The sequence below is a fragment of the Paenibacillus agaridevorans genome (assembly GCF_018604145.1).
In the GTDB taxonomy this organism is placed as follows: Bacteria; Bacillota; Bacilli; order Paenibacillales; family Paenibacillaceae; genus Pristimantibacillus; species Pristimantibacillus agaridevorans.
This window is the reverse complement of the sequence record NZ_CP075889.1, coordinates 6,932,501-6,956,323: the sequence shown is the minus strand read 5'-3', so window position 1 is coordinate 6,956,323 and position 23,823 is coordinate 6,932,501. Positions and strand designations below refer to the sequence as shown.

Annotated in this window: 28 protein-coding genes and 2 rRNA genes (1 of these 30 running past the window's edge); 2 read left to right on the top strand and 28 right to left on the bottom strand. The window is 52.1% G+C overall.

Translation table 11 applies throughout. The features are described 5' to 3' along the window. Positions 1–109 precede the first annotated feature (109 nt). From fin to KJW29_RS27915, 16 genes are all read right to left on the bottom strand, one after another. Positions 110–340 (bottom strand): anti-sigma-F factor Fin, encoded by a 231-nt coding sequence (gene fin, locus KJW29_RS27990; protein ID WP_087571187.1) that lies wholly within the window; start codon positions 338–340, stop codon positions 110–112. An 88-nt stretch (positions 341–428) separates the two neighbouring features. Beyond that, on the bottom strand, positions 429–989 hold the full coding sequence (gene pth / locus KJW29_RS27985; RefSeq protein ID WP_087571186.1) for an aminoacyl-tRNA hydrolase: 561 nt from the start codon (positions 987–989) through the stop codon (positions 429–431). Between the two features lie 217 nt (positions 990–1,206). Then, entirely contained in the window at positions 1,207–1,860 is a 654-nt protein-coding gene (locus KJW29_RS27980; protein WP_214627125.1) for a 50S ribosomal protein L25/general stress protein Ctc, read from the bottom strand. A gap of 110 nt (positions 1,861–1,970) precedes the next feature. After that, positions 1,971–3,368, bottom strand: a complete 1,398-nt coding sequence (gene glmU / locus KJW29_RS27975) for a bifunctional UDP-N-acetylglucosamine diphosphorylase/glucosamine-1-phosphate N-acetyltransferase GlmU (RefSeq protein WP_214627124.1) — start codon at positions 3,366–3,368, stop codon at positions 1,971–1,973. Positions 3,369–3,554: 186 nt separating this feature from the next. Continuing rightward, a complete protein-coding gene (gene spoVG, locus KJW29_RS27970) occupies positions 3,555–3,836 on the bottom strand; it encodes a septation regulator SpoVG (protein WP_087571183.1) in 282 nt (93 codons plus the stop codon). A 129-nt stretch (positions 3,837–3,965) separates the two neighbouring features. Continuing rightward, complete coding sequence (locus KJW29_RS27965; protein ID WP_397374646.1) at positions 3,966–4,364, bottom strand: RidA family protein; 399 nt, start codon at positions 4,362–4,364, stop codon at positions 3,966–3,968. A 59-nt stretch (positions 4,365–4,423) separates the two neighbouring features. Then, a complete protein-coding gene (purR, locus tag KJW29_RS27960; RefSeq protein WP_087571182.1) occupies positions 4,424–5,251 on the bottom strand; it encodes a pur operon repressor in 828 nt (275 codons plus the stop codon). A gap of 82 nt (positions 5,252–5,333) precedes the next feature. Continuing rightward, positions 5,334–6,188 (bottom strand): 4-(cytidine 5'-diphospho)-2-C-methyl-D-erythritol kinase, encoded by an 855-nt coding sequence (ispE, locus tag KJW29_RS27955; RefSeq protein ID WP_214627123.1) that lies wholly within the window; start codon positions 6,186–6,188, stop codon positions 5,334–5,336. Positions 6,189–6,383: 195 nt separating this feature from the next. After that, entirely contained in the window at positions 6,384–6,572 is a 189-nt protein-coding gene (locus KJW29_RS27950) for a small, acid-soluble spore protein, alpha/beta type (protein ID WP_087571180.1), read from the bottom strand. A gap of 174 nt (positions 6,573–6,746) precedes the next feature. Continuing rightward, a complete protein-coding gene (gene veg / locus KJW29_RS27945; protein WP_087571179.1) occupies positions 6,747–7,022 on the bottom strand; it encodes a biofilm formation stimulator Veg in 276 nt (91 codons plus the stop codon). 230 nt (positions 7,023–7,252) lie between these two features. Further along, positions 7,253–8,149, bottom strand: coding sequence for a sporulation peptidase YabG (gene yabG, locus KJW29_RS27940; RefSeq protein WP_214627122.1), 897 nt, complete (start codon positions 8,147–8,149; stop codon positions 7,253–7,255). A gap of 70 nt (positions 8,150–8,219) precedes the next feature. Further along, positions 8,220–9,140 carry a 16S rRNA (adenine(1518)-N(6)/adenine(1519)-N(6))-dimethyltransferase RsmA gene (gene rsmA, locus KJW29_RS27935; RefSeq protein WP_214627121.1) on the bottom strand — a complete coding sequence of 307 codons (921 nt, stop codon included), beginning with the start codon at positions 9,138–9,140 and terminating at the stop codon, positions 8,220–8,222. A 2-nt stretch (positions 9,141–9,142) separates the two neighbouring features. Then, positions 9,143–9,697 (bottom strand): ribonuclease M5, encoded by a 555-nt coding sequence (gene rnmV, locus KJW29_RS27930; RefSeq protein WP_281426388.1) that lies wholly within the window; start codon positions 9,695–9,697, stop codon positions 9,143–9,145. Positions 9,698–9,841: 144 nt separating this feature from the next. Further along, positions 9,842–10,990: a resuscitation-promoting factor gene (locus KJW29_RS27925; RefSeq protein ID WP_179215860.1), complete on the bottom strand. Its 1,149-nt coding sequence runs from the start codon at positions 10,988–10,990 to the stop codon at positions 9,842–9,844. Between the two features lie 438 nt (positions 10,991–11,428). After that, positions 11,429–12,208: a TatD family hydrolase gene (locus KJW29_RS27920; protein ID WP_214627119.1), complete on the bottom strand. Its 780-nt coding sequence runs from the start codon at positions 12,206–12,208 to the stop codon at positions 11,429–11,431. A gap of 14 nt (positions 12,209–12,222) precedes the next feature. After that, positions 12,223–13,521, bottom strand: a complete 1,299-nt coding sequence (locus tag KJW29_RS27915) for an HD domain-containing protein (RefSeq protein ID WP_214627118.1) — start codon at positions 13,519–13,521, stop codon at positions 12,223–12,225. Positions 13,522–13,789: 268 nt separating this feature from the next. On the opposite strand from KJW29_RS27915, the gene KJW29_RS27910 reads away from it, so the two are divergent. Further along, complete coding sequence (locus KJW29_RS27910; RefSeq protein ID WP_012772023.1) at positions 13,790–14,044, top strand: AbrB/MazE/SpoVT family DNA-binding domain-containing protein; 255 nt, start codon at positions 13,790–13,792, stop codon at positions 14,042–14,044. A 117-nt stretch (positions 14,045–14,161) separates the two neighbouring features. On the opposite strand, the gene rsmI is transcribed toward KJW29_RS27910, so the two are convergent. The 10 genes from rsmI to KJW29_RS27860 all read right to left on the bottom strand — a co-directional run bounded on the left by rsmI (position 14,162) and on the right by KJW29_RS27860 (position 21,935). Then, on the bottom strand, positions 14,162–15,061 hold the full coding sequence (rsmI, locus tag KJW29_RS27905) for a 16S rRNA (cytidine(1402)-2'-O)-methyltransferase (protein ID WP_214627117.1): 900 nt from the start codon (positions 15,059–15,061) through the stop codon (positions 14,162–14,164). Beyond that, on the bottom strand, positions 15,058–15,828 hold the full coding sequence (locus tag KJW29_RS27900; protein WP_214627116.1) for a tRNA1(Val) (adenine(37)-N6)-methyltransferase: 771 nt from the start codon (positions 15,826–15,828) through the stop codon (positions 15,058–15,060). The genes rsmI and KJW29_RS27900 overlap by 4 nt, the downstream gene beginning before the upstream one ends. A 95-nt stretch (positions 15,829–15,923) precedes the next feature. Next, positions 15,924–16,331, bottom strand: a complete 408-nt coding sequence (locus tag KJW29_RS27895) for an initiation-control protein YabA (protein ID WP_087571189.1) — start codon at positions 16,329–16,331, stop codon at positions 15,924–15,926. Positions 16,332–16,393: 62 nt separating this feature from the next. Then, positions 16,394–17,197 (bottom strand): PSP1 domain-containing protein, encoded by an 804-nt coding sequence (locus KJW29_RS27890; RefSeq protein ID WP_087571172.1) that lies wholly within the window; start codon positions 17,195–17,197, stop codon positions 16,394–16,396. Between the two features lie 3 nt (positions 17,198–17,200). Next, on the bottom strand, positions 17,201–18,187 hold the full coding sequence (gene holB / locus KJW29_RS27885) for a DNA polymerase III subunit delta' (RefSeq protein ID WP_187103086.1): 987 nt from the start codon (positions 18,185–18,187) through the stop codon (positions 17,201–17,203). A gap of 34 nt (positions 18,188–18,221) precedes the next feature. Further along, positions 18,222–18,665: a YaaR family protein gene (locus KJW29_RS27880; protein ID WP_087571170.1), complete on the bottom strand. Its 444-nt coding sequence runs from the start codon at positions 18,663–18,665 to the stop codon at positions 18,222–18,224. Positions 18,666–18,680: 15 nt separating this feature from the next. Beyond that, complete coding sequence (locus KJW29_RS27875; protein ID WP_087571169.1) at positions 18,681–19,010, bottom strand: cyclic di-AMP receptor DarA; 330 nt, start codon at positions 19,008–19,010, stop codon at positions 18,681–18,683. 181 nt (positions 19,011–19,191) lie between these two features. Continuing rightward, positions 19,192–19,824 carry a dTMP kinase gene (gene tmk, locus KJW29_RS27870; protein WP_214627115.1) on the bottom strand — a complete coding sequence of 211 codons (633 nt, stop codon included), beginning with the start codon at positions 19,822–19,824 and terminating at the stop codon, positions 19,192–19,194. Between the two features lie 103 nt (positions 19,825–19,927). Next, positions 19,928–21,523, bottom strand: a complete 1,596-nt coding sequence (locus KJW29_RS27865; protein WP_214627114.1) for an aminotransferase class I/II-fold pyridoxal phosphate-dependent enzyme — start codon at positions 21,521–21,523, stop codon at positions 19,928–19,930. A gap of 220 nt (positions 21,524–21,743) precedes the next feature. Then, the gene (locus KJW29_RS27860; protein ID WP_214627113.1) at positions 21,744–21,935 is read right to left on the bottom strand and encodes a sigma factor G inhibitor Gin; all 192 of its coding nucleotides are present in this window, start codon (positions 21,933–21,935) and stop codon (positions 21,744–21,746) included. Positions 21,936–22,202: 267 nt separating this feature from the next. Here KJW29_RS27860 and KJW29_RS27855 point away from each other — a divergent pair, with 267 nt between their 5' ends. Then, complete coding sequence (locus KJW29_RS27855) at positions 22,203–22,733, top strand: transposase (protein ID WP_214627112.1); 531 nt, start codon at positions 22,203–22,205, stop codon at positions 22,731–22,733. A 411-nt stretch (positions 22,734–23,144) separates the two neighbouring features. On the opposite strand, the gene rrf is transcribed toward KJW29_RS27855, so the two are convergent. Beyond that, positions 23,145–23,261, bottom strand: a 5S ribosomal RNA gene (rrf, locus tag KJW29_RS27850). A gap of 136 nt (positions 23,262–23,397) precedes the next feature. After that, positions 23,398–23,823 (bottom strand): 23S ribosomal RNA (locus KJW29_RS27845); it runs 2,507 nt beyond the window's last position.

Sequence of the window (23,823 nt, the reverse complement as noted above, 5' to 3'; positions counted from 1 at the left end):
CTGCAGTTCCCCGCTACATCGTCCATCCTCGCCCACGCCAAAACAGCTACGACCGGACGCATGCCGTCATAGCTTGTTCTGCGGAACCTATCAATTCGTATATCCCCTCTTATTGGAGAGGGTTGCCGATCAGCATGAGATCGGGGTTAGAGCTCAATGCTTCGTTGCAATAATCGCAAACAACCTTCACCGTTACGTTGCCGCTTGAGTCATACGCTATTATATCGCTGCGCTCCTCGGGGGTCAAGGAATGGAAGCCGAGCTCCCGCTCTGTAACCGTGTTTCCTTCGATGGACCCTATGGACGTCTTGCAATGTCTGCATATATAGTTTACAGCCATATGTATGCCTCCTGAGGATAGGTTATACCCTCAGTATACCCAGATAACCGCCAACTTAACGTACTGCCCCCCGATTGATTTTAAAGATCTAACGATTAAACTTCGCCATCGTCTCCTCAAACGTTGCCTTTAGCGCAAATTCCGCCGCATCCGCCGCATTTCCGATCATATCCGCCAGTTTGTCGCGCTCCGCCTTCGGGAAGGGAGACAGCACATAGTCGGAGATAACCATGCCCGGCTGCGGTCTGGAGATGCCCATGCGAATCCGGTCGAATGTCTGCGTGCCGAGATGCTGAATCAGCGACTTGATGCCGTTATGCCCGCCCGCGCTGCCTTGATAACGCAGCCTGAGTTTGCCGATCTCGGTATCCAGATCATCATAGACGACAATGCCGTCCGCTAGATCCGCCTTGAAGTAATCCAGGAACGACCGAACGGACTCGCCGGACAGGTTCATATAGGTCATCGGTTTGATCAGCACCACCTTTGTGCCTCCGACGTTGCCTTCGCCGATCAGCGCCTTGCATTTGGTTCCCGTCACCGAGATGCCCCAGCGCTTCGCCAACTCGTCGATGACCATGAATCCGACGTTATGCCTAGTATCCCTGTATTGCGTACCCGGATTGCCAAGTCCCACGATCCACTTCATGCCTTCTACTCTCTCCCTCTCCATGCCTGCCCGGCGTGGGGCAAGCCACTATCTCATTGAACTTAATGTAGCATAACTCGGCGCAAAAAACGAACCCTCAAATCATAAATCACCTTAGCGGGTGTTGGGCAGCGCCAAAAAATCATGCGGCTCCCGCTTTCCTATAGGCAAAGAAAAGCCCGCCGATCGCCCGGCAGGCCTCCTAAATTTATTGCGGTTACGTGCTTGTAGAAATCTCCTCATGCTGCGCATGATCCGAGCGGGACTCCGCTTCTTTCGCTTCCACGTCCTGCGCTTCCGCTTCCGTCTCATCCAGTTCCTTCTGCGGCGCCAGCACCGTCAGTACGACAACCTCCGGATCGGAGCTGACCTCTACGCCTTGCGGCAGCATCAGATCCTTCACCTGCAGACTTTCTCCAATGCCAAGCGAAGAGATGTCGACCGAGATTTGCTCCGGAATCGCCCCCGGCAAACACTGCACCTCCAGCTCATGCAGCACGATGGACAAAATGCCGCCCTCTCGCACGCCAGCGGAGTCGCCAGTCGCTTCAATCCGCACGTTCGCGCGTACCTCTTCGTTCATATTGATCTGATGGAAGTCGACGTGCGTGATTACGCCATTTAACGAATCCCTTTGTACGTCGGCGACCATCACGGAATGTTTGCCCTGACCCGGAACCTCCATCTCTAACACCGCGTTCGGTTGAGAACGAAGCAGCGCCTTCAACTCCTTCTCCCGAATGCTCACCGTTGCCGACTTGCTTAGCTGCTTTCCGTATACGACGCCCGGCACCATGCCGCCTAAGCGCAACTTTCGAAGATCGCCTTTTGTTTTGACGGATCTCGCATCCGCCTGCATTGCGATAGCCATATGGAATCCTCCTTAAATAATTGGATGTCCATATCACTTTACCCACTCCCGGGATAAATTAAACAAATTAGCTCCCGCAGCGGCATCGCCAGACCAAATCGCAGAACCGTTTATTTCGAATTGCGTTCCTTCTTCGCCTTCGCTCTCGCGCGGATCTTGTCCGCGTATCCCGGCTTATTGACCTGACGCTCCCGAGCGATGGCCAGATCGCCTGCGGGCACATCCTGCGTGACAGTCGAACCGGCCACGACGTACGCGCCATCGCCGACCTTAACCGGCGCGATCAGATTGACGTTGCTGCCGATAAAAGCATGATCGCCGATCTCCGTCACGGCTTTGTTAAACCCGTCATAGTTGACCGTGATCGCTCCGCAGCCGATATTAACGTCCTTGCCGACCACCGCGTCGCCCACATAACTGAGGTGGGACACTTTGCTGCCATCGTCCAGCACCGCGTTCTTAAGCTCCACGAAATCGCCGATCTTGCAGCCACGGCCGAGCTTCGAGCCCGGACGGAGGTTCGCGTAAGGTCCCACCGTGCTCTCCGGACCGACGACAGACTCCGCGATGACCGAGAATTTAATAGCAGCGCCATCCCCAACCTCGCTAGCCGTAATCTCCGCGTTCGGCCCGATGACGCAGTCCTCTCCGATGACCGTTCCCGCACGAAGCACGCTGCCCGGATACAGCACGGTATCGGCGCCGATGACTACACCCGCTTCAATGTAAGTGTTCTGCGGATCGATAATCGTCACGCCGTTTAGCAAATGCTCCCGGTTGATCCGCTCGCGCATGAACCGCTCCGCCTCGGCGAGCGCCACGCGGTCGTTTACGCCGATCGCCTCCGCCAAGTCCGAGGTACAGTAGCCCTGCACGACCTCGCCGGCCGACTTTAGCAGGCCTACGACGTCGGTCAAATAATATTCGCCTTGCGCGTTCTCGTTCTTTACGTTCGCAAGCGCTTCAAACAGCTTCCGGTTATCGAAGCAATACGTGCCCGTGTTAATTTCCAGTACGGCCGCTTCCTCCGCCGAGCAGTCCTTCTGCTCCACGATGCGCCTAACCGTTCCATCCTCTCCCCTGATCACGCGGCCATATCCGGCAGGATATGCAAACGATGCCGTTAGCACGGTCGCAGCCGCGCCGCTCTCTTCATGCAGCTTCAGCATCGCTTCTACCGTCGAAGCGCGAACGAGCGGCGTATCGCCGCATACGACGATCGTCGTACCGTCGATATCTCCGATCAACTCCTTCGCCTGCAGCACCGCATGTCCTGTGCCGAGCTGCTCCCCTTGCAGCGCATATTCCGCCGCGTCGCCCAGATAAGCCTTTACTTTCTCCGCGCCGTGGCCGACGATAACGACAACCTTCTCGCAGTTCGCGGCTTTGACCGTATCCAACACATGCCCTACCATAGGTTTGCCGCACACCGGATGCAGCACCTTATATAATTTCGATTTCATCCGCTTGCCCTGACCGGCCGCGAGCACAATCGCCATTCTTGTCATACGCAATAACCTCCCTGGTTCCTCCAACTAGCAATCCTTCAGATGAATATAGCTTATATATTGGCAAAAGAAAAGAGAGCCGCGGCTCTCTCTTCTGACTAAGCGGATTTATTACCACTAAACGCGGTCGCTCATCTTCGAGAGGCCGAGGGTAGAGGTTTTATCATACTTGCAAAAGCTTTCGTGTTAAGCACCTTCCTCGATCGCAACCTCATCGGCAGCACGCTCATATTCCGCCAGAACAGCGGCTTGGATCTTCTCACGAGTCGTAGAAGAGATTGGATGAGCGATATCGCGGAATTCGCCATCCGGAGTACGTTTGCTTGGCATAGCTACGAACATACCATTGTTGCCGTCGATGACACGGATATCGTGAACAACGAATTCATTGTCAATGGTGATCGATGCGATTGCCTTCATACGTCCTTCCGAATTGACGCGGCGGAGTCTGACATCAGTAATTTGCACTTGTGTTCACCACCTTTGCCTCTCAAGACTTGGTGTATACTTCCACGAAAAAATGCAAAATCCTTCTATTAAATTGGTAAATTGATGCTCTATTTAAAATATTTTTTTTGTTTTGATAATTTTTCGTTTTCATTCGACAAGAGTCGATGCAATGACCTCAATTTCGACAAGAACGTCCTTTGGAAGCCTTGCTACTTCTACGGCGGAGCGAGCTGGCTTGTGGTCTCCGAAGTAGGAGGCATAGATGCCGTTGACCGTTGCGAAATCATTCATGTCCTTCAAGAAAACAGTTGCCTTGACGACGCTGGCTAAGGAAGCCCCGCCTGCCTCCAAGACTGCTTGCAGATTCCGGAATACTTGATGAGCTTGCTCTTCGATGCCGCCCGCGACAAGAGCGCCCGTCGCGTCGAGCGGAATCTGGCCCGAAGTGAAGAGCAGACCTCCCAGCTTGATCGCTTGCGAATAGGGGCCGATCGCTGCCGGCGCCGCTTCCGTCGAGACGATTTCCATTTCCTTGCGTGTTGTCATCATGTCCCCTGCCTCTCAATGATTGATGGATATAGGTGATGGTGTGCGCAGGCTTGCGGTTACGCCTTGAAGTAATTGCCCGGAATGACGGTGGATTGCTTCGACTTCATATCCACGGCCGTCAGCTTCGCCAGCGACACGTAATCCTCCAGCAGGCGCTCCTCCAGCTCCACTTCTCCCGATTCCACGAATACGCCTACGCCGGCCACGGTTGCCTTGAATTCGAAGAGCAAATCCATCATCCCTTGGATCGTGCCTCCGGCTTTCATAAAGTCGTCGATGATCAGTACGCGGGACTGCTCCTTAAGCGCTCTGCGTGCCAGCGACATCGTCTGGATGCGCTTCGTCGATCCCGACACGTAGTTGATGCTTACCGCGGAACCTTCAGTCACCTTATTGTCTCTGCGCACAATAACGACGGGGATATTAAGACATGCCGCCGTCGCGTAAGCGAGCGGAATCCCTTTTGTCTCCACCGTCATAATAACGTCGATTTTGCGATCTGCGAATGCGGTTGCAAACATCCGTCCGACATCAGCCAGCAGCTCTGGCTGTCCCAACATATCCGTCATATACAAATATCCGCCTGGCAGCACGCGATCGGGCTGCTCCAGCTCTCTGCATGTTTCCTTCATGATGTCCAGCGCCACAGATTCTCTCATCTTAGGCATGTATTTAACCCCGCCTGCCGCTCCCGCCAGTGTCTGCAGGTCGCCGATGCCTTCTTCCTCGAAAACTTCCTTGATGATAGCAAGATCTTCGCTGATGGAAGACTTGGCGGACTGATAACGTTCTGCGAATGCTGTGAGCGATATTAACGTGTGGGGACGAGATAATAGATACTGCGTCATTTCAACGAGCCGCGAGCTTCTCTTTAACTTCTTCAATGCCATCTCCCCCCACTAAATCCGAATATTATATTACCAATATAACATTTTTATACGGATTTAATCAACAATAACGCCATCTTTATGTAAGCATTCTTACCACGTATACTTCCTTGCAATATCCCCGCAGTCCATTATAGATACGCGGGAGCTTCGCTTGCTTCGATACGAGGCCGAATACGGTAGGTCCGCTGCCCGACATCAACACGCCGTCAGCTCCAAGTCTGAGCATGCTCTCCTTTAGCTGACGCACCTCGGGATACAGCTCCAGCGTCACGTTCTCCAGCACATTGCCCAGCCCTTCGCACATATCGTGGAAGGAGCCTCGCGCAAGCGCCCCTCTCATGAATTCGATGGAAGGGTGGTCCTTCAGCTCGTTCGCTCTCAGTCTGCCGTACACATCGGCCGTCGACACATTGATCGGCGGCTTGGCGAGAACGACCCAGCATTGCGGCGGCGGCAAGATGTGCTCCAGCTTCTCTCCGCGCCCTCTCGCAATCGCCGTTCCTCCCGTCACGCAGAAAGGCACGTCCGAGCCCAGCTCGGCCCCAAGGTCGCAGAGCTCGTCCTCCGATATGCCAAGCCCCCACAGCCGGTTAAGACCACGCAGCGCTGCAGCAGCGTCGCTGCTTCCTCCGGCGAGACCAGCCGCTACTGGAATCTTCTTGTCGAGATGGATGTATACGCCCTTACGGACGTCATACCGCTCCTTAATGAGGCGAGCCGCCTGGAACGCCAGATTCTTCTCGTCGAGCGGAATATAGCCCACCTGGCTGGAAATGATGATCGTGTCGCGCGGCAGCTCCTCCATCTCGAGACGATCCGCCAAATCGACCATCGTCATGATCATTTCTACTTCGTGGTATCCGTCGCCGCGTTTGCGCAGCACATCGAGCAGCAAATTGATTTTGGCAGGAGCTTTCTCATAAATTTTCATCGGTTCGTTCACCCGTTCATTTAAACTGTAAGCTTCATTATAACAAACGGGCACAATAAAAGCTAAACCATGCCAGACCGTTCGAGCAGGTCCTGCACAGCTTAGCTTCCCTTTTTGCAAACTCTTGCCGCTCTGTTGCTGCTTTCGAAAGCCGGGTCGTACTTCTTCATAGCCGCGTCACGATATCGTCGATCGTTACGGCTGTCCCGATCGTGCCGCCGTCTGCTCCGCGATCTGAATGGCCCGTTTCACCATATTGCCGGCATCCTTTGATTTGATTCCGCCCCAACCTTCTTGCTGAACGGTGCCGTAGAAGCCCAGATCCTTTGCGAGTTCTACTTTCAGCTGTTCCGACATCACGCCGCCTCTGCGCCTGCGTCCCATATCATCCCTCCTTGTCGTCTTCTGCCTTGTCAGGCTTGGTTGTCATCCATTCGTAGTATGCATCCGCACGTTAGGGATCATGCGGGTCTTCTTATGGTCCCAAAAAAAAGACACAGACCCAAGGAGGTCTGCGTCAGGTTGCCCCGTAAGGGCCTATATGAAGCTTATGTCCATCTAGTGTTGAAGATAAGCGATTCGGACTTGGCCTTCATCATTGCACACGGTCACTTCAACAGATTCGGTAAGTATATCCGCGTAGCTGTAGGAGACGCGCTTGAAAGCGTGTTGCTCTTCATCCAGCTTTACAATGAAGACAGAAGGGTAGATTTCTTCCAACGTACCGGTCCGTTCGATTGTCTTTCGGCGACCGCCGTTTGCTCTAAGACGGATCTTGGCTCCCACATGGGCTTCCAAGCTGCGTTTGATATCCAATAGCGCGTTTTTTGCCATTGTCCACTACCACCTCTTTCCTTGTCCATTATAACCAAGGAAAGACCAATTGTCAAACGAAACAAAATATTATATCAGCCAGTTATTTATTTTGTCAACGGTGATTTCACCCAAAAATAAAAAATCGGCCTTATTTTTTGATAGTTTGTGTTCCAATGACAAAAAATATACAAAAGGCGACATAATAGTCGTTGTTAATTAAACGACCGCAAGACTCATTCGTTCGTCTGTTAAGCGTTCATCGTTGCATTGGCCATAGTCGATGCAGCAGCCTTTGGCTTCGGCAAGCCGACCCTGTGTCGACCGAGCGTCTCGATGCCGCCAACGCCGTCTATCCCGCTAATGGTACCGTGTATGACATCCGGAAGATTAATCGTTTCCCGGATCGATGTAAAGCTGGCTTTGATCGCGATGTACACGGGATCCAGCGCATGGATCAGAATACGGCCCGGCGAGCTGGCGAAGTTCGCTCCTGCGTGCAGCAGCGCCTCGAAGTGGGATTGGCAGGCGCCTGCCACCACCACGAGATTATCCCTGTTCTTCTCGTATTCGCGCGCAACCCGGACAGCGTTAACGAAATTCTGCGAATTTTTGTAATTGGTCAGACTGTACAATTCATTCGGGGCGCGGTGCTTGAGCACGCCGTCATGGCCCGTAATAACGACAATGTCGGGCCTTACCTGCGGAAGCAGCCGGTAGAGCATGTCGCTCATCTGGGCCTCGTGAAGATGCAGACCATACGCCGGCACCTGCATCGTGCTGTAGAGCTGCATGCTCTTCTTTAAATAATTGCCGTCTCCATCCAGATGCAGCACCTTGCCGGGCATCTCGAAATAAGCCGCATCCGGCGTCTGCAATCCCTGGCGTATGGCATCCACGGTCTCTGCGGTCTGCTTCTCCCGATCCGTGTGCATCTTGCGTAACGATTCATTTACTTTAATACGCGCCTGTTGCGCCGCTCTCGTTGATTCCGGATCGCGCACGACCGACAGATCAGGAATTGGAGCGTCCGCGAGCAGACGATAATCCGTGCCCTTTAACAGGGCTGTCTCCGAACGAACCGCTTCGATACGGAACAAAACGTCGCTTCCATATGATTTGCGGACGACCAGGTCCCCTTGCTTCATAGGTCAATCACCTCTTCGTCTATCCTATGGGCAGATGGAGCGAATGGTGAGCGATTCTGCAACTTGCCGTTTACAACGACAGCTTCGCCTCCAGGAGAGCCCGGCTAAGCCGCGCGAATTCCTCCAGCGAGAGCGTCTCTCCCCGGCGGCCAGGATCGATGCCAATGCCGCCCAGAAGGCCGCCAAGCGCCTCCCGGTTCTCCTTGCCTACGAAAGCCGTGAGATTGTTGGCCAGCGTCTTGCGGCGCTGCGCGAAGCTTGCCTGTACGACGCGGAAGAAAAAGGCTTCGTCCGGCACGTCTACCGCAGGCTTCTCTCTCACTGTAAGCTTGATGACGGCGGAGTCCACGTTAGGCTGCGGGATAAAGACGGTATGCGGCACGGTGCATACCAGCTCCGGCACGCAATAATATTGTACGGCTACGCTTAGGCTTCCGTATTCCTTGCCTCCCGGCTTCGCGGCCATCCGCTGCGCGACTTCCTTCTGAATCATGACGACGATGTTCTCCAGAGGCAGACGTTCCTCAAGCAGCTTCATGAGGATCGGCGTCGTCACGTAATAAGGCAGGTTCGCCACGACGCTGACGCCGGAGAGGCCCTCGAATTGACTGCGAAACAGCTCCTGCAAATCAATCTTGAGCACGTCGCCGTGAATGACCGTCACATGCCCCTGCTCGGCGAACAGATCGTCTAATATCGGAATAAGCCGCTGATCGATCTCGATAGCCGTCACACGGCCAGCCGTCTCCGCCAGGCGCCCTGTCAACGCGCCAATGCCCGGGCCGATCTCCAGCGCCCCTTTGGACTCGTCCAATCCGGCCGCCGCGACGATGTTGTTCAGCACGTTGCGATCGATCAAGAAGTTCTGTCCGAGACTCTTTTTGAAGGAGAAGCCGTATTTCGCGATAATTTCTTTGGTTCGCTTAGGCGTGCCCACATCCGATGCCGATCTTGCGCCTTGCCCGCTTCTGTTCCCTTGTTCCGTCTCCATATTTAAGACCCCTCCGCATTCTGTTCCATCTCCCGGAGCGCGTCCACGAATTCGCTCTTCGTAATCTGGAAGCTTGTACACCGCTTAAAGAATTGTTTGCCGTTCGCGTATCCGATCCCGAGCAGCTTGCCCATAATCAGCCTTCTGCGTGCCGCATCGGAATGGACGATCAGCCCTGCTTCCATAAGGTCCTCCCAAGTGATCTCGCCCCCCTCGCCGCTAAGCGCCTCCGTGCGCAGCTCCGATAAAGCCTGTCGGATGGCGTCCGGGCTCGCGTTCTCGATGCCGATATCGCCTTTATAGGATGCCTTCTCTTGAGGCAGGAATGCGTGCTTGCAGCCTGGCGCATGACGGGCGACAATCTTTCGGATGCGCTCGCCGGCATGATCAGGATCGGTAAATATAATGACGCCTCTGCGTTCGTTAGCAAGCGCAATCCGACGAAGCACGTCTTCGCCGATGGCGGAACCGTTCGTCTCGATCGTGTCGGCTTCAACAGCCCGTTTGATAGCAGCCGTGTCGTCCTTGCCCTCCACTACAATGATTTCCTTAATCAATCTGACCATCCCCGCTTTCTGCCGTCTTTCCTTGCCTTCTTCTTTATTTTCGCGAGAAAAAAGAAGAAAGAAGAGGCGTCGCCTCTTCTTATGATGGCATATTTAGTTCAACATTACGATAGCTTCATCCGAAGCTTAGGCAGGTTAGCTTGCCGATGGTTTGTTCGGACCCAGCACATAAACTGTGTAGCCCGTCTTCTTGCCGAACTTGTTCGCATAGCTGGTGCTATCGAAGTACACATCGATTTTGTTGCCTTTTACGGCGCTGCCCTTGTCTTCGGCGCGGCGGAAGCCGATGCCCTCGATGTATACCCACCATCCCATCGGGATGACGGTTGGATCGACTGCGATCGTCCGGCCTTCCTGTACCTTCGTACCGGATGCCGTAAGGCCGTATTGCGGATGGTCCTCGTCTTTGCCTGTCGATTCGACGCCCGCGGTATACGCGGTAAGCGTCACGTTCTTCAACACTTTCTTCGCGCTGAAGGTAAGGTCGTCTTTCGTTACCGTAGTCACGCTTGGGCTCTTGTTCGACAGAACCGTGACTTTCGGTTCCGGCTTCTTCGTGCCAATGGCGACGATTTGGTCAACGGCAGCCGTCTGCACAACTTCGCTTACGACCTGGCTTGCGACAAGCACGCCGTCTTCGTATTGCTCCTTGGATTGCTCGATCAAAACGCCGCTCTTGCCGGTTTGGATGACCTTCTCCTTACCCTTCTCCAGCGTCGGATCTTCTTTCTTCACGATAGAGAACGGAACATCCTTTTCGAGTGCCGACACCTTCGTGTCTACCCGAACGATTGTTACAAGCTCATCCTCTGCCACTTCCGCGGACAGAGGCGGATTTATTTTATCATCACTGCGGACGGTTATATCCAATTTCTCGATCGCCGCTCCAACCGTCTTCTCTGTCGTGTACACCGTAGATGTCTTGCCATCTGCTTTTACAATTACGGGAATCGCATGATCGACCTCGAACCGGTCGCCGTCCTTAATCGGTGAATTAAGCGGGACTGACACTTTGTCGTGCGGTCCTATTGTAATAGCTTGTTCATCCAGTAGGCGTTGCAGGACCCATTGTTTCGTTTCGACAACGGTTTCTTGTCCATTCACTACTACGGAGACGCTCTTGACAGCCGTTCCGTACAACAACACCAAAAACATGAAAGTCATAGCGATTGAGATTACTGCACTTAACATAATCAAACGCAAGTTTCCATGCTTCCATCGCATTGCGAAAGTCATGCTGGATGATCGCTTCCCATGGGTGTCCTTCTTCTTACTCAGGCCCACTTCCTCGGTCCTCCTTCATAGCCCCGCCGCCAAGTGTTACGCATGTTACAACTGACGCGACTATAGTATATTGGCGTGCAAGCACGCACTCCAGTCTTGCAGACTCTCACCTCCCTGATTAACCCTATGACGACTACTAACCGAATATTCGGGACATGCTAGAGGTTGTCGTCAAAGTGGAGCACATGTGGTAGGCGCCTTAGCGCTCACTACCCGGGAATGTGGAGAGGTTATTTTGAGGGTGCAAAAATGTCTGCTCGGCTGGAAATCCAATACAAAATGTAAAGCTCTGATACGAATCATACCTTCATCGGAGCCCAGTTGTAAAGAAGCGATAAAATGCGATTTTCACGAAAAAAGCAGGAAAACTCCGAATAAATAGTTGAATTCAGCTGCAAAAATCAGTTTTTTTGCATGAAAGGTCTCGTTTTCTCGCTTTTAGACTGACTTTCCTTCGATGCCAAAACAATTTTTACCGTTTTTCATCGTGATTTGAGCCAATTCCTCCACCGAGATGCCCCTAATTTCGGCTGCGGCGGCAGCCACCAAAGCCACATATGCAGACTCATTTCTCTTCCCTCTATTTGGATGAGGAGTAAGATATGGGGAGTCGGTTTCGATCAATAGTCGATCCATCGGAACCCTCTCGAGCACCTCTTTTGGAACCCTTGCATTTTTGTACGTAACCGGTCCTCCGAACGAAATATAGAAATTCATATCAAGACATTGTTTTGCAGTATCCCAGCTCCCGGAAAAACAATGCATGACACCCCCAATTTCCTTCGCGTCTTCCTCCTTAAGAATACGAATAACATCCTCATGGGCATCCCGATTATGAATGACGATCGGTTTCTTTACCTTTTTGGCCAGCCTGATCTGTTCCCGAAATACGCGATGCTGTACGTCTTTCGGCGATGTGTCCCAGTGGTAATCCAGCCCGATCTCGCCGATCGCGACAACCTTGTCATGGCTGGAAAGACGCTCGATCCACTCCAGATCCTCCGGCTTCATATCGATGCTGTCCACAGGATGCCAACCTACCGCCGCGTAGATAAACGGATATCGCTCCGCCAGTTCGATTGTTAATGGTATACTTCTCCTGTCACATCCTATGTTTACCATAAGACTGACTCCGGCAGCGCGAGCCCTGTCGATTACCTGCTCCCGATCTTCGTCAAATTGTCTAGCGTCCAGATGCGTATGCGTGTCGAATAACATGATGTCCATCTCCTTTAATCCAGTTGGAATAACTTCCTCATTCGGTCGGATAGCTGCGCCCTATTGGCCCGCAACGGCTCCTCCGGGTAATACAAATGATACTTTCCTTGATGCAAGCCTGTGATGGAACGAACAATGTCGGATTTCAAGGAAATCTCGCTTATTTCATCATGCTCGTCCAGCAACAAAATTGGCGCTTTTTCCCGTTTTTCCCCCTCCTGCCGATCCGGTCGGTATACATCATAAGGAAGATCGAAGGGGAAGTCGATCTCCATATGATAATCCGGATTCAGACCGATGGATTCCAGGGTAGCGGCAACCTCGCCAAGCAATAATTCATCCGGTTGATCGATGGTTACATATTTATAGAGCTGCCTGTTTAAAAATCGATGGCACAGGTCGCTGAGCAGCGGATCGGCCTCCTGCTCCCACTCGGAGAAGGCCGTCTGAGCGAGCGCCTCGTCAAGCTTCAAATAATCCTTCAGCTCGAGCGTATTGTCCAAAAGCTGCTTAATGGAACGCGTCATCCAGCCAAACTGGTAGCCTTCCGCGTTTAATTGCTGCGCTCTTCGAAATATTTGTCTCAATATAATCTCCGAGCTGCGCGTAACGGGATGGAAGTATATTTGCCAATACATCTGGTAGCGCGACATAAGATAATGCTCGACGGCATGCATGCCGCTATCCTTCACTACAATTTTTCCTTTATAAGGACGCAATACCCGCAATATGCGTTCCAGGTCGAACGTGCCGTAGTTAACGCCCGTGAAGTAGGCGTCGCGCAGCAGATAATCCATACGGTCCGCATCCATCTGGCTGGAGATGAGACTGACGACGATCGGCTTCGGATACTTCTTCTTAATGACGGCCGCAACCTGCGAAGGAAACTCTTCGGAAACGGAGCGAAGCACGCCATTTATTTCAGTTTCTCCCATTAATATGGCGCATGTCCACTCCTCGTGATCCGTAGCGAAGATCTCCTCCAGCGAATGGGAGAACGGACCGTGTCCTACGTCATGGAGAAGCGCCGCGCACAAGGAGACAAGCTTTTCTTCCTTCGGCCAGTCGGGGTAGCCGTAGCGCTCGAATTGCGAAATAATGCGGCGCGTAATTTCGTAGACGCCAAGAGAATGGGAGAACCGGCTATGCTCCGCGCCGTGAAAGGTTAAGTAGGTTGTCCCAAGCTGCCGGATCCGGCGCAGTCGCTGGAACTCTTTTGTATTAATCAGGCTCCATATCGTCTCATCCTGGACGTACACATAATGATGGACGGGATCCTTAAATACCTTTTCCTCCTTAAGTTGACCGTTCATTTCCTCATCTCCTTCTGTTCATAAATTCGACACAGTTTTATCGACTTTTGTCGAATAATGTCGTAATTAAGTTTCCAATTTGTCGAAGCTGTTGTATTCTATTACATAGAATATTATCTGCTATAGTGGGTAATATCCTTATAACAGCACGCTATCTGCTGATTTTTACAGGTTGACTGTTATGGGAAGAGTTGGTATTATAGTAACATGAATTTATAAAATATTGTCGAACATTGACGAATATATTATCTGAGGGGAATGATGAATGATGATGAAATCTACTGGTATCGTTCGTAAGGTCGATGAGCTTGGGCGCGTTGTTATTCCAATCGAATTACGCCGTACGCTTGGCATTGGCGAGAAGGACGCTCTCGAGATTTATGTAGATGGCGAACGCATCATGCTTAAGAAATACGAGCCTGCATGTATCTTCTGCGGCAACGCCGAAAACGTGTCGTACTTCAAAGGAAAAATTGTTTGCCATATTTGTTTATCAGAAATGCCTTCTCCTGTGACAAAATAAAAAAAATCGGTTATAATCATTATATCCACATGTTAATTCTAACCTTTTTATACTCCTTGATGCCTTCCTGCGCTAGAACCCGGCCAGGAAGGTCCTTTTTTTTGTCCGGAAATTCGGTCAGCGGTTCACTTCATTATATACGTCCCGCTTCGGCAGACCGCGATCCGTCGCTGCTTGCTTAATGGCATCCTTCCTGCTCATCTCGGCTTCATAGTGGGCCACATGCTCCTCCAGGCCAAGCTTCGACCACCAAGCTTCTGGATTCGCAAGACCGTTGCCCGCTTCCCCATCGCTTGCGCCTTCTACCACGATACAGAATTCACCGAGAGGCTGATACTCCTCGAACCATGCGATACATTCCGAGACCGTACCTCTGATGGCTTCTTCATGCCGCTTCGTCAGCTCGCGAATAACGGCAATCCGGCGATCGCCGATACTCTCCAGCATTTCGCCAAGCGTCTTCTTGATACGGTGCGGCGATTCATAAAAGAGCAGCGTGGACCTGAGGCCAGACAGCTCGGTCAGACGTTTCTGAAGCGACTTCCTCTCCCTTGGCGGGAATCCGGCAAATGTAAATGTGTCAGTCGGCAGCCCGGACATAATGAGCGCGGACAAAGCGGCATTCGCCCCCGGAATAGGAATAACGGCGATATCCTGTTCTACGGCATCGCGGACAAGGTCGGCTCCTGGATCAGAGATGGCAGGCAGACCGGCATCGCTGACAATCGCAATGGATTGGCCTTCCAGCAATAACCGTATCAGCTCCGGACCACTCGCTTCCTTATTATGCTCATGATAACTCACCAGCCGCGTATGAATTTCGAAATGAGACAGCAGCTTCCTCGTCTGCCGGGTATCTTCCGCTGCAATGAGGTCCACTTCCTTGAGGGTGCGGATTGCCCGCATGGTCATATCCTCCAGATTGCCGATCGGCGTCCCCACCAAGAAAAGACTGCCCGGTGCAGACTTGCCTGAGGCAACCGCTTGCGGAGCTTCGTAGCTTTTTTGCCTGTTCATACGATCTGTACCCCCTCGTCGTTATACACCATTATAGGCGGAAGCAGTCTGATGTCAGGTTTCCCGTCACGCGTTGCTTCTATTAATATCATATTAGCCTCGGACCTTGTATTGGGATGTACGAATTGGATCCGCTTGGGCTCCAGCCTATAACGCCGCATCGTCTCCACGATATCCAGCATCCTCGAAGGACGATGCACCATAAACAACTTGCCCCCGGGGCGCAGCAGCCTGCAGCAGGCGCTGGCTATATCCTCGATCGTACAATGGATCTCATGTCTCGCGATCGCATAATGTTCGTTCACGTTCTGATCTCCAGCCGTGACAGGCATGTAAGGGGGATTGACCGTAATAGCGTCGTAAATGCCGTTGCCAGCCGTCTTCGCATATTCCCTGAGATCCTCTCGTATCACGGTAATTTGCTCCTGGAGCCCATTTATCTCCACGCTCCTCCTGGCCATGTCGGCTAGTCGCGGTTGAATCTCGATGGCATCCATCCTTGCCTCCGTTCCGGCCGACATCAGGATGGGAATAACTCCGTTGCCGGAGCATAGATCCGCAACTCGGCCCCGCTTCGGAAGGCTGGCGAATCTGGATAACAAGACAGCATCCAGCGAGAAGCTGAAGACTTCGCGGCTCTGTATAATCCTAAGCCCTGTATCCGTCAGCAGGTCATCCATTCGCTCCCCGGGCAATAAGCCGATCTTCTGATCTTCCCGCTGCGCAGACTGACTAGTGGATGAATCATTTGGCTTTAATTGCGTCATCTTCGTGTTCTCCTTATATAGAAAATCTTATGTTTCCCTATAATTTAAAAAATGACCGTCCCCTCAGGTAAGGACGGCCCGTCGATACATACTGCTTATTTATTTAGGAACGACAGGCAGAACAGGCAATCGCCTTCGGTACGGAGATGACCGTAGTAGACGTTGCAGATATGGAACCCTTCGTGATAAAGCCTCGTCAGGTTGTCATATCCTTCTCCAATCGCGGCACCGTTGTCGTCGTGTTCCATATTGCCAATTATTATCTCGGCAGAAGTTCCGTTATGCTGTTCCATCGCCTGAGTCGAAGCTGCCGGAACGGTTTCCCGATCGGGGGCGGTCTCCCGCTTCAGCACAAGCCTTAGCTGATGATTTTCCATGCTCAGCTGATTGTTCTCTTCAAGCAATTGTTTGATAATCTGCTTGAGCGCACTGAATTGGGCATGGAACTCCCCTATCTGGCTATCCAATTGATCCATCTGTTTAAATATATCTTTTTTCTCCAAGTCCCCACCCCAGAGCATCAAGCGCGAGTATCTCTCGCCTGTCAGATTGTTAACGCCGCCGTCTACTTCACGACAACATCATCAAGCGGCAGTTCCTTCGGCTTGCCCGGTACATCAAACAGTGATACATATACGCTCTTCGTGGATGCGTTGATGCCCGTAACCTTGCCTTCTCCGTAAGATGTCACGACGATCTTGCCGATGGCCGGCAATTCCTCGCGTACGCTCTCGTAATTGTCATGCTCATACTTCAAGCAACACATAAGTCTCCCGCATAATCCGGAGATCTTGGTCGGATTAAGCGACAAATTTTGATCCTTGGCCATCTTGATCGAGACCGGTTCGAAATCGCCAAGCCACGAAGAGCAGCAGAGCACCCGCCCGCATGGTCCGATACCGCCTAACATCTTAGCCTCGTCCCTTACGCCGATCTGACGCAGCTCGATCCGGGTACGGAATACGCTGGCGAGATCCTTTACCAGCTCGCGGAAGTCGACGCGTCCTTCGGCGGTAAAGTAGAAAATGATTTTATTGCGGTCGAACGTAAATTCGACATCAACCAGCTTCATGCGAAGCTGATGGCTCTTAATCTTGTCAAGACAGGTCGTGAACGCACCCTTAGCGGCGTTGCGATTCTCTTCGACGATCTGAGCGTCAGAATCGCTTGCTATGCGAATAACCTTCTTGAGAGGGAGAACAACATCCGATTCACCGACTTGCTTCTGTCCCACCACCACTTTACCGTATTCGATTCCCCGCGCGGTCTCAACAATAACATGTTGTTCTTTGTCTACGGGATGTTCGACCGGATCAAAGTAATAGATCTTGCCCGCTTTCTTAAAGCGGACACCGACGACATTATACAAGGATTAGCCCTCCTGTAAGTGTACCAATAATTGCTCAAATGCGAGCTGAGGCGATACGTTCGCCCGAATGCGCTTGCCCGCCTCCAATATATGCTCCATGCAGGATACCCATCCTGCAAAGGAACGGTCGTACGCGTGACTGCTTATCCAATCCAACTGATCTATGAAAACAATCTTGTCCTGCCTTCCGGCCTGGAACTGTGTAAAGTCTTTAAACCATAGTGTAAGCAAAGATAGCAGCATATCCATACCGGCGCTCAAATCCGTCTTGAATAGCTGCTGCTGGGCAGTGATCATCGCCGCGGTGAATCGGGACAAGCTCTCCTTGCCTAATTGTATCACTAGGTTTCTGATTTCTGCAAACTCATTCTGCTGGAGAATTTGTCTAGCTCCGTCGAGTCCCGAGGACAGATGGACGGCTGCTCTTGCAAGAAGCGGAGAAGCCCCCTCCAAGACAAGCTTCTCCAGCATACTTTCCGGCGGGATCGGCAGGAAGGGCACCCACTGCGTTCTCGATCGGATCGTCGGCAATATGGCTTGTCCATTATCCGTAATGAGAATGGCGACAATCGGCGACAAAGGTTCCTCGAGAAATTTCAACAAACTATTGGCCGCCTGCAGCGTCATCGTCTCGGCTCGTTCGACCAAATATACGGTGCGTTCCGTCTCCGTTCCCCGATACGACAGATTTCGCTGCAGCTCTCTGATCTGGTCGATCTTGATGCTCTGTCCATCGGGAGCGATCGTCAGAAGCGCTGTCTGATTGCCATGCTCGAACTTTCTGCATGCCAGGCATTGCCCGCACGCATCCCAGCCATTCGACGTACAGAACAGCGCCTTCGCGAACGCTTGCGCGGTTGCCATTCTCCCTGTCCCCGAAGGGCCGTTGAACAAATAAGCATGGGAGACGCGGCCGCTTTGCAGCGCATGTCTCAAAATGCGCTGCGCCTTCCACTGGCCTTCGGCTTGCTCCAGTCGTTCAAGACTCATATCATTGTCCTTACCTTTCTTAAAGGAGGTCCGCCTAAAACAAAAGATTGATCAGAATCCCGCGGATCTCGCCAATCTTGTTAAGCAGCTCCAATCGTCCTTGCTCGCTGTCGAGCAATTCCTCTGCCATCGACACCAGCGTCTCATCGAGCTCGTCGAGCAGCTTATAACGCTTTACGCGTCCGCGGCGATCGAAGCCGCGCACTTCCTTAAGCCCTACTCCGCGCTTAACCGTATCCTCCAGAAACTTCTTGACCATGGCCCGATACAGCTTTAGCTCCCGAACCGTCATCAGCTTGGCCAAACGTTCCCCTTGGTTATGAATGTCCTGCAGCTTCTGCTGCAACTGCTCGTTCGTTCTCTGGGCGTTCTGCTGCACCAGGACATCGGAGAAACTAACCGGTTGAACGGGTCTTCCGCCCGTATCTCCGCTTGTTCGGTTCTGGCCCAAAGGTCGCCAGCTTTGATCGACTCTCATCTACGTCACACCCAATCAGAAGTGTTCGAATCTCTCCACCGGCATGACGAATACCGCCGCGCCGCCAATCTGCACCTCAACCGGGAACGGAATGTAGGAATCCGTCGAGCCGCCCATTGGAGACACCGGCGTAACCAATTGATCGCGTACCTTGCAGTTCGCGCTGATTACCTGAAGCACCTCATGCACGCGCTCATCCTCAATCCCGATCATGAACGTCGTATTTCCCGCACGCAGGAATCCGCCTGTACTTGCCAGCTTCGTCGCACGGAATCCCTCTCTTACAAGCGCATTCGACAACCGGTTGCTATCCTTATCCTGAATGACCGCAATAACTAATTTCATCCTCATTCCCCCTCGTTTAAGATTAAATTAGGTCATCGCCTTTGCGTAACGCGCTGCGCCGCCGAAGAACGGCGACAGCCGCTTCACCTTATCCTATGCATTGGGCTGTTATCGGTTACTGGAACTGCTTGGAGCAACCGTATGCCGCAACCGTCATGATGCCGACAATCGTACGTCCTGCCTATCTGTTCAGTCGGTCCATCAGCACCTGCAGCGCTTCTTCGAATACGTCATCCGGAAGCCTGTCTGCGTTTACTGACACGATCCGTTCCGGAAACCGCTCCAGCAGCATCCGATAGCCTTCTCTTACACGCTCGTGGAAGGAATGACGCTCCAGATCGAGACGATTGATCTCTCTGTCCGCTGCCGCATTGATTCGGGAGAGTCCCACCTCAGGCGACACGTCCAGGAACAAAGTTAGTTCCGGCATGGTATCTTGTATGGCGAATGTGTTGATCTCCCATACTGCGTCCATCCCAAGACCTCTCGCATGGCCCTGATAAGCCAGACTGCTGTCGACGAACCGATCGCAGATTACGATGGCGCCTTGTTCGAGCGCCGGCAATACCTTCTCCACCAGATGCTGCCTTCGTGAAGCCGCATACAACAACGCTTCGGTTCTAGCATCCATCTTCGTATGCGCAGGATCCAGAATCACGGTCCGAATCTGCTCCGCGATCGGGATGCCGCCCGGCTCGCGCGTCGTCATCACATCCCATCCCTTCTGCTGAAGAGCATGGGAGAGACGCTGGATCAGCGTTGTTTTGCCTGATCCTTCGCCGCCTTCTATAGTAATGAAGATTCCTTTAGTCAACTTGCCGTTTCCCCTAACCTACTTGACTTGTACTCTTATTTATTGTAACAAAGCGGACGTGACACCACAACGAAATTCGTTGAATCATGCGCTTTTTCGAGCTTTAGCCCCCAGGTTTTTCCTCATAGACAGCGATTGTGTCCATGCCGGAGTCGATTGCTCCCTGGAAATTGGCTCTTCCGGAAGCTAATCTCTCGATTTCTTCTGCCACCGCAATCGTCAATCTCTCTCCTGCATACAATAGCGGAATACCCGGCGGATACGGAACAACCATCTCGGCGACACGGCGGCCTATTGCATCTCGAAGCGGCAGACGGATGCTGGGCTGGTTCCGGTACCATCCTCCGCCGAACGCCACAGGCTCTTCTAATGCAGTCGCAGCCCATACTGCCGAGCTCGCTAAATGCCTATTTTCAGCTTCTTTTACCGATCGTTTCATGTTGGGCGCGATATCTTCCATTTCACTTGCAATTGTTTGATGTATGAATGTTATGGAATCTCTCAACCGCTCCATATGCTCATCTCCAGTACCAATCCCGATCAGCAGCACCACGTATACGTTATCCGACATCTCCGCCCAACAGCCCTTCTCCTCGAGCAGCTGCTGCAGTTGCTTGCCGGTTAGAGTTCCGGTCGAATCATGAAGCACGATTCTAAGCGGATCTCGCTGAAGCGAAGTATGATCTATCATCTCGCTCCTGTCATGCTTGCTACTGACGGTTGCATCCGTTAAAGTGACTTCTTGAAGGAACAGCTTAGCAGCCTTCAGCCAGGCACGGAATGTACGGGCATGAGCTAAGGCAGGCTGGAACAGCTCCTCTTGAAAAAAAGCTATCATTGCTCGGGAAATATCGAGCGATGCCATAATCGGGAACGACGGACTGGAGCTCTGGACGATAGCCAGCGCTTGCTTCAAGCGATCCAGATTTATTCGATTACCCTGAATATGGAGCATGGCTCCCATCGTAAGAGCAGGCAGCGTCTTATGAGTCGATTGCACAGCCGCATCCGCTCCCGCTTGCATCGCCGACCGCGGGAGCTCACGATGTTGACCGTAATGGGCTCCATGGGCCTCGTCTACCAGCAGTGGAACACCGTATTGATGCGCCGTCTCCGCATATCGATTTAATTGCTCACCCATGCCATAGTAATTGGGATTCGATAAGAAGACTGCTTTCGCTTGCGGGTGACGTTTCAGCGCTGCTTCTATCCCGCTAAGGGAGGGGATTACAGCAAGCCCAGAACCTGCATCGCGCTGTGGACTAACGAAAACGGCTGTTGCTCCCGCGAGTTTCAGTCCATTAATGATCGACTTATGTACATTGCGCTGCACGATCACCAGATCACCAGGATCACATACTGCAAGCAGCATAGCCAGATTGCCCGATGTGCTTCCTCCAACCAGAAAAAATGTTGCTTCTGCATGAAAGCTTTGCGCAGCCAAAATCTGCGCCTCTTGGATCGCCGCTTCGGGATGATGCAAATCATCCGTAGAGGATAATTCCGTTGCATCGATCCTCATTATGGCATCATAGGTTTGCCTATAGGCATCTATTGTATGGCCTGTTGAAGTGTTTGCTGCGGCTCCGAGCTCCTGCCATACCTGTCCATTCTGATGCCCCGGTACATGAAAGCTCCGCGGCTTGCTGCTTGCATGTTTTTTTAATGCTTCATATATAGGTGCATATATAGGGTTCATTTTGTTGCAATCCCTTCGTTCGCCCGTAGGGCGGTGTCTGCCTACATTGTAGCGAATGAAAGCACACTCGTAAACGTTGACCGGGAGCAAGGTGAAACGGCTGTCGCCGTCTTTTGATATTGCAGCGCGTTTCATTCCGAGATTTATAGGTCAAGTATGGAGAAAACTTATACTTTCCTATAATTCAAGAAAAAAAGCAGCCTCTTTATTAGAAGCCGCTTTAAGCGTTTTTCTCAACGAGCAATTGTTTCATCTGATGAATAAAAAAAGGATATTTGGCGTCTTGAACGTCGGTCTGTACCATCTCTGTCTCACAATTCTCGCATATAAAACCAGTTACGATAACAATCCCTTCGCCCTCCGCCTTGGGCAATCCACAAATAATGCAATGGTGATCGCGAAATTCGTTCATTCCAATCCCCGCTTTCTATCGCCATCGTCTTTACCTACTATTATGGCACATAGTCTATTGAAATATACTTGTTTCATGTGAAAATCTTCTATAGAAATCTTTCGAGAATGTGCGCCCGCGCGCGACGGTAGTTTTTCTCGTTATCGTATGCCGGATCTGGGCAATTGGTGATTCCTGAGCCCAAATTTGTAGTGCACAACTGTCTATTGCATGCCGATAAATGTAAGGAAGAGGATTGTAAATTCCGGAGAAGAGGACAATCATCCTATGAAGCAATCATTATCCCAGCAACAGAATGCCACTATATATCAGTATCAGCTCGTTAAAAGAGTCATGGTGAGGCCGGAGCTGGTTACCAGCCATCTCATAATTGCAGGCATCTTCCTTGGCATCCAGATGCTTGCCTATGGCATGAACGGACTGTTTGCCTGGCTGTTCGGATTCGCAGCTGTTCAGCTGCTTCATATCCTTATCTTATTAGTAACCTTCATACAGGTAGATGAAGCAGCCGATCGCAAGTGGATTTGGCGTATTATCCCGCCATGGATCGGATTCAAGCCGGCTAACGACATTACTTTGCATCTGTTCCGCCGGGTTCATCGCCATCTCTTTTGGCTGGGACTATGCGTTATCGGCGTTGTGTACCCTTGGGCGACGCCTGCGCTCATGATTAGCCTTATAAGCTGGCATACATGGCTGCTCGCACCTCGCATGCTGTTGTCGCTATCCTTCCGCAAGCAGCGCAAGGACGGCGTCCTGCGCCTAGAGTCCAAAGAAGCTTCGTATTATCACCGTTAAGTTTGTCTCCAGTACAACTATTTCCCTCATTGCCCGCAAGGGTAGTGGGGCTTTTTGTTTAGAGCAAGTTTGTTGGAGGGCAGTATGTCGGTGTGGCCGACGTACTCGCAGTAAGAAGTAATTGGTATGTTTAGTTGACAGGTTGTCGGCGTGAGCGACAACCATTGCTTGGCGATGTCCATTCCGCACTGGGGATGAGTTGGCTTCGAAGCAATCGCATCCCCGGTCGGCGTCTGAACCTACCTCTAAAGCCGGGCCAACATCGTCGAATTGCATCGATCAGAGGGTTCGGACACTCTCCCCACTAGGGAGAGGAACGTCGCCCAGGGACGGTTGGATAGGCACAGCCTCCATCCAACCGTCCCTGAACGCACAAAAAACCCACCGTCATAAATACGGTGGGTTATTCGTGCTTGGCGACGTCCTACTCTCCCAGGACCCTGCGGTCCAAGTACCATCGGCGCTGGAGGGCTTAACGGTCGTGTTCGGTATGGGAACGCGTGGTTCCCCTCCGCCATCGCCACCAAACGATGTTTCTCGCTGATCGCGTCTCCCGAACGAATTCGAAATACGCCATGCGCTTCAATGTTTGCACATTGAAAACTGGATACGAAAGTTGCTGAATCTTTAGCTTGCTTACCGGCTGTATGACCAAGTAAGCGATTAGGATAAGCCCTCGACCGATTAGTATTCGTCAGCTCCACACATTGCTGTGCTTCCACCCCGAACCTATCAACCTCGTCGTCTTCAAGGGGTCTTACATACTGGGAAATCTCATCTTGAGGGGGGCTTCACGCTTAGATGCTTTCAGCGCTTATCCCGTCCGTACTTGGCTACCCAGCGGTGCTCCTGGCGGAACAACTGGTACACCAGCGGTACGTCCATCCCGGTCCTCTCGTACTAAGGACAGCTCCTCTCAAATTTCCTACGCCCGCGACAGATAGGGACCGAACTGTCTCACGACGTTCTGAACCCAGCTCGCGTACCGCTTTAATGGGCGAACAGCCCAACCCTTGGGACCTACTTCAGCCCCAGGATGCGATGAGCCGACATCGAGGTGCCAAACCTCCCCGTCGATGTGGACTCTTGG

Excerpts from the sequence above, each read along its gene's own strand:
- KJW29_RS27950 (WP_087571180.1), bottom strand. The coding sequence starts at position 6,572 with ATGGGACGCAGGCGCAGAGGCGGCGTGATGTCGGAACAGCTGAAAGTA.
- rsmA (WP_214627121.1), bottom strand. The coding sequence starts at position 9,140 with ATGGAGACGGAACAAGGGAACAGAAGCGGGCAAGGCGCAAGATCGGCA.
- ispE (WP_214627123.1), bottom strand. The coding sequence starts at position 6,188 with ATGAAAATTTATGAGAAAGCTCCTGCCAAAATCAATTTGCTGCTCGAT.
- KJW29_RS27860 (WP_214627113.1), bottom strand. The coding sequence starts at position 21,935 with ATGAACGAATTTCGCGATCACCATTGCATTATTTGTGGATTGCCCAAG.
- KJW29_RS27915 (WP_214627118.1), bottom strand. The coding sequence starts at position 13,521 with ATGAACGGTCAACTTAAGGAGGAAAAGGTATTTAAGGATCCCGTCCAT.
- KJW29_RS27910 (WP_012772023.1), top strand. The coding sequence starts at position 13,790 with ATGATGAAATCTACTGGTATCGTTCGTAAGGTCGATGAGCTTGGGCGC.
- glmU (WP_214627124.1), bottom strand. The coding sequence starts at position 3,368 with ATGACAAGAATGGCGATTGTGCTCGCGGCCGGTCAGGGCAAGCGGATG.
- holB (WP_187103086.1), bottom strand. The coding sequence starts at position 18,187 with ATGAGTCTTGAACGACTGGAGCAAGCCGAAGGCCAGTGGAAGGCGCAG.
- KJW29_RS27865 (WP_214627114.1), bottom strand. The coding sequence starts at position 21,523 with ATGAACCCTATATATGCACCTATATATGAAGCATTAAAAAAACATGCA.
- KJW29_RS27900 (WP_214627116.1), bottom strand. The coding sequence starts at position 15,828 with ATGACGCAATTAAAGCCAAATGATTCATCCACTAGTCAGTCTGCGCAG.
- KJW29_RS27880 (WP_087571170.1), bottom strand. The coding sequence starts at position 18,665 with ATGAGAGTCGATCAAAGCTGGCGACCTTTGGGCCAGAACCGAACAAGC.
- KJW29_RS27980 (WP_214627125.1), bottom strand. The coding sequence starts at position 1,860 with ATGGCTATCGCAATGCAGGCGGATGCGAGATCCGTCAAAACAAAAGGC.
- KJW29_RS27855 (WP_214627112.1), top strand. The coding sequence starts at position 22,203 with ATGAAGCAATCATTATCCCAGCAACAGAATGCCACTATATATCAGTAT.
- fin (WP_087571187.1), bottom strand. The coding sequence starts at position 340 with ATGGCTGTAAACTATATATGCAGACATTGCAAGACGTCCATAGGGTCC.
- KJW29_RS27875 (WP_087571169.1), bottom strand. The coding sequence starts at position 19,010 with ATGAAATTAGTTATTGCGGTCATTCAGGATAAGGATAGCAACCGGTTG.
- rsmI (WP_214627117.1), bottom strand. The coding sequence starts at position 15,061 with ATGAACAGGCAAAAAAGCTACGAAGCTCCGCAAGCGGTTGCCTCAGGC.
- KJW29_RS27920 (WP_214627119.1), bottom strand. The coding sequence starts at position 12,208 with ATGTTATTCGACACGCATACGCATCTGGACGCTAGACAATTTGACGAA.
- veg (WP_087571179.1), bottom strand. The coding sequence starts at position 7,022 with ATGGCAAAAAACGCGCTATTGGATATCAAACGCAGCTTGGAAGCCCAT.
- pth (WP_087571186.1), bottom strand. The coding sequence starts at position 989 with ATGAAGTGGATCGTGGGACTTGGCAATCCGGGTACGCAATACAGGGAT.
- yabG (WP_214627122.1), bottom strand. The coding sequence starts at position 8,149 with ATGAAGCAAGGGGACCTGGTCGTCCGCAAATCATATGGAAGCGACGTT.
- KJW29_RS27965 (WP_397374646.1), bottom strand. The coding sequence starts at position 4,364 with ATGACAACACGCAAGGAAATGGAAATCGTCTCGACGGAAGCGGCGCCG.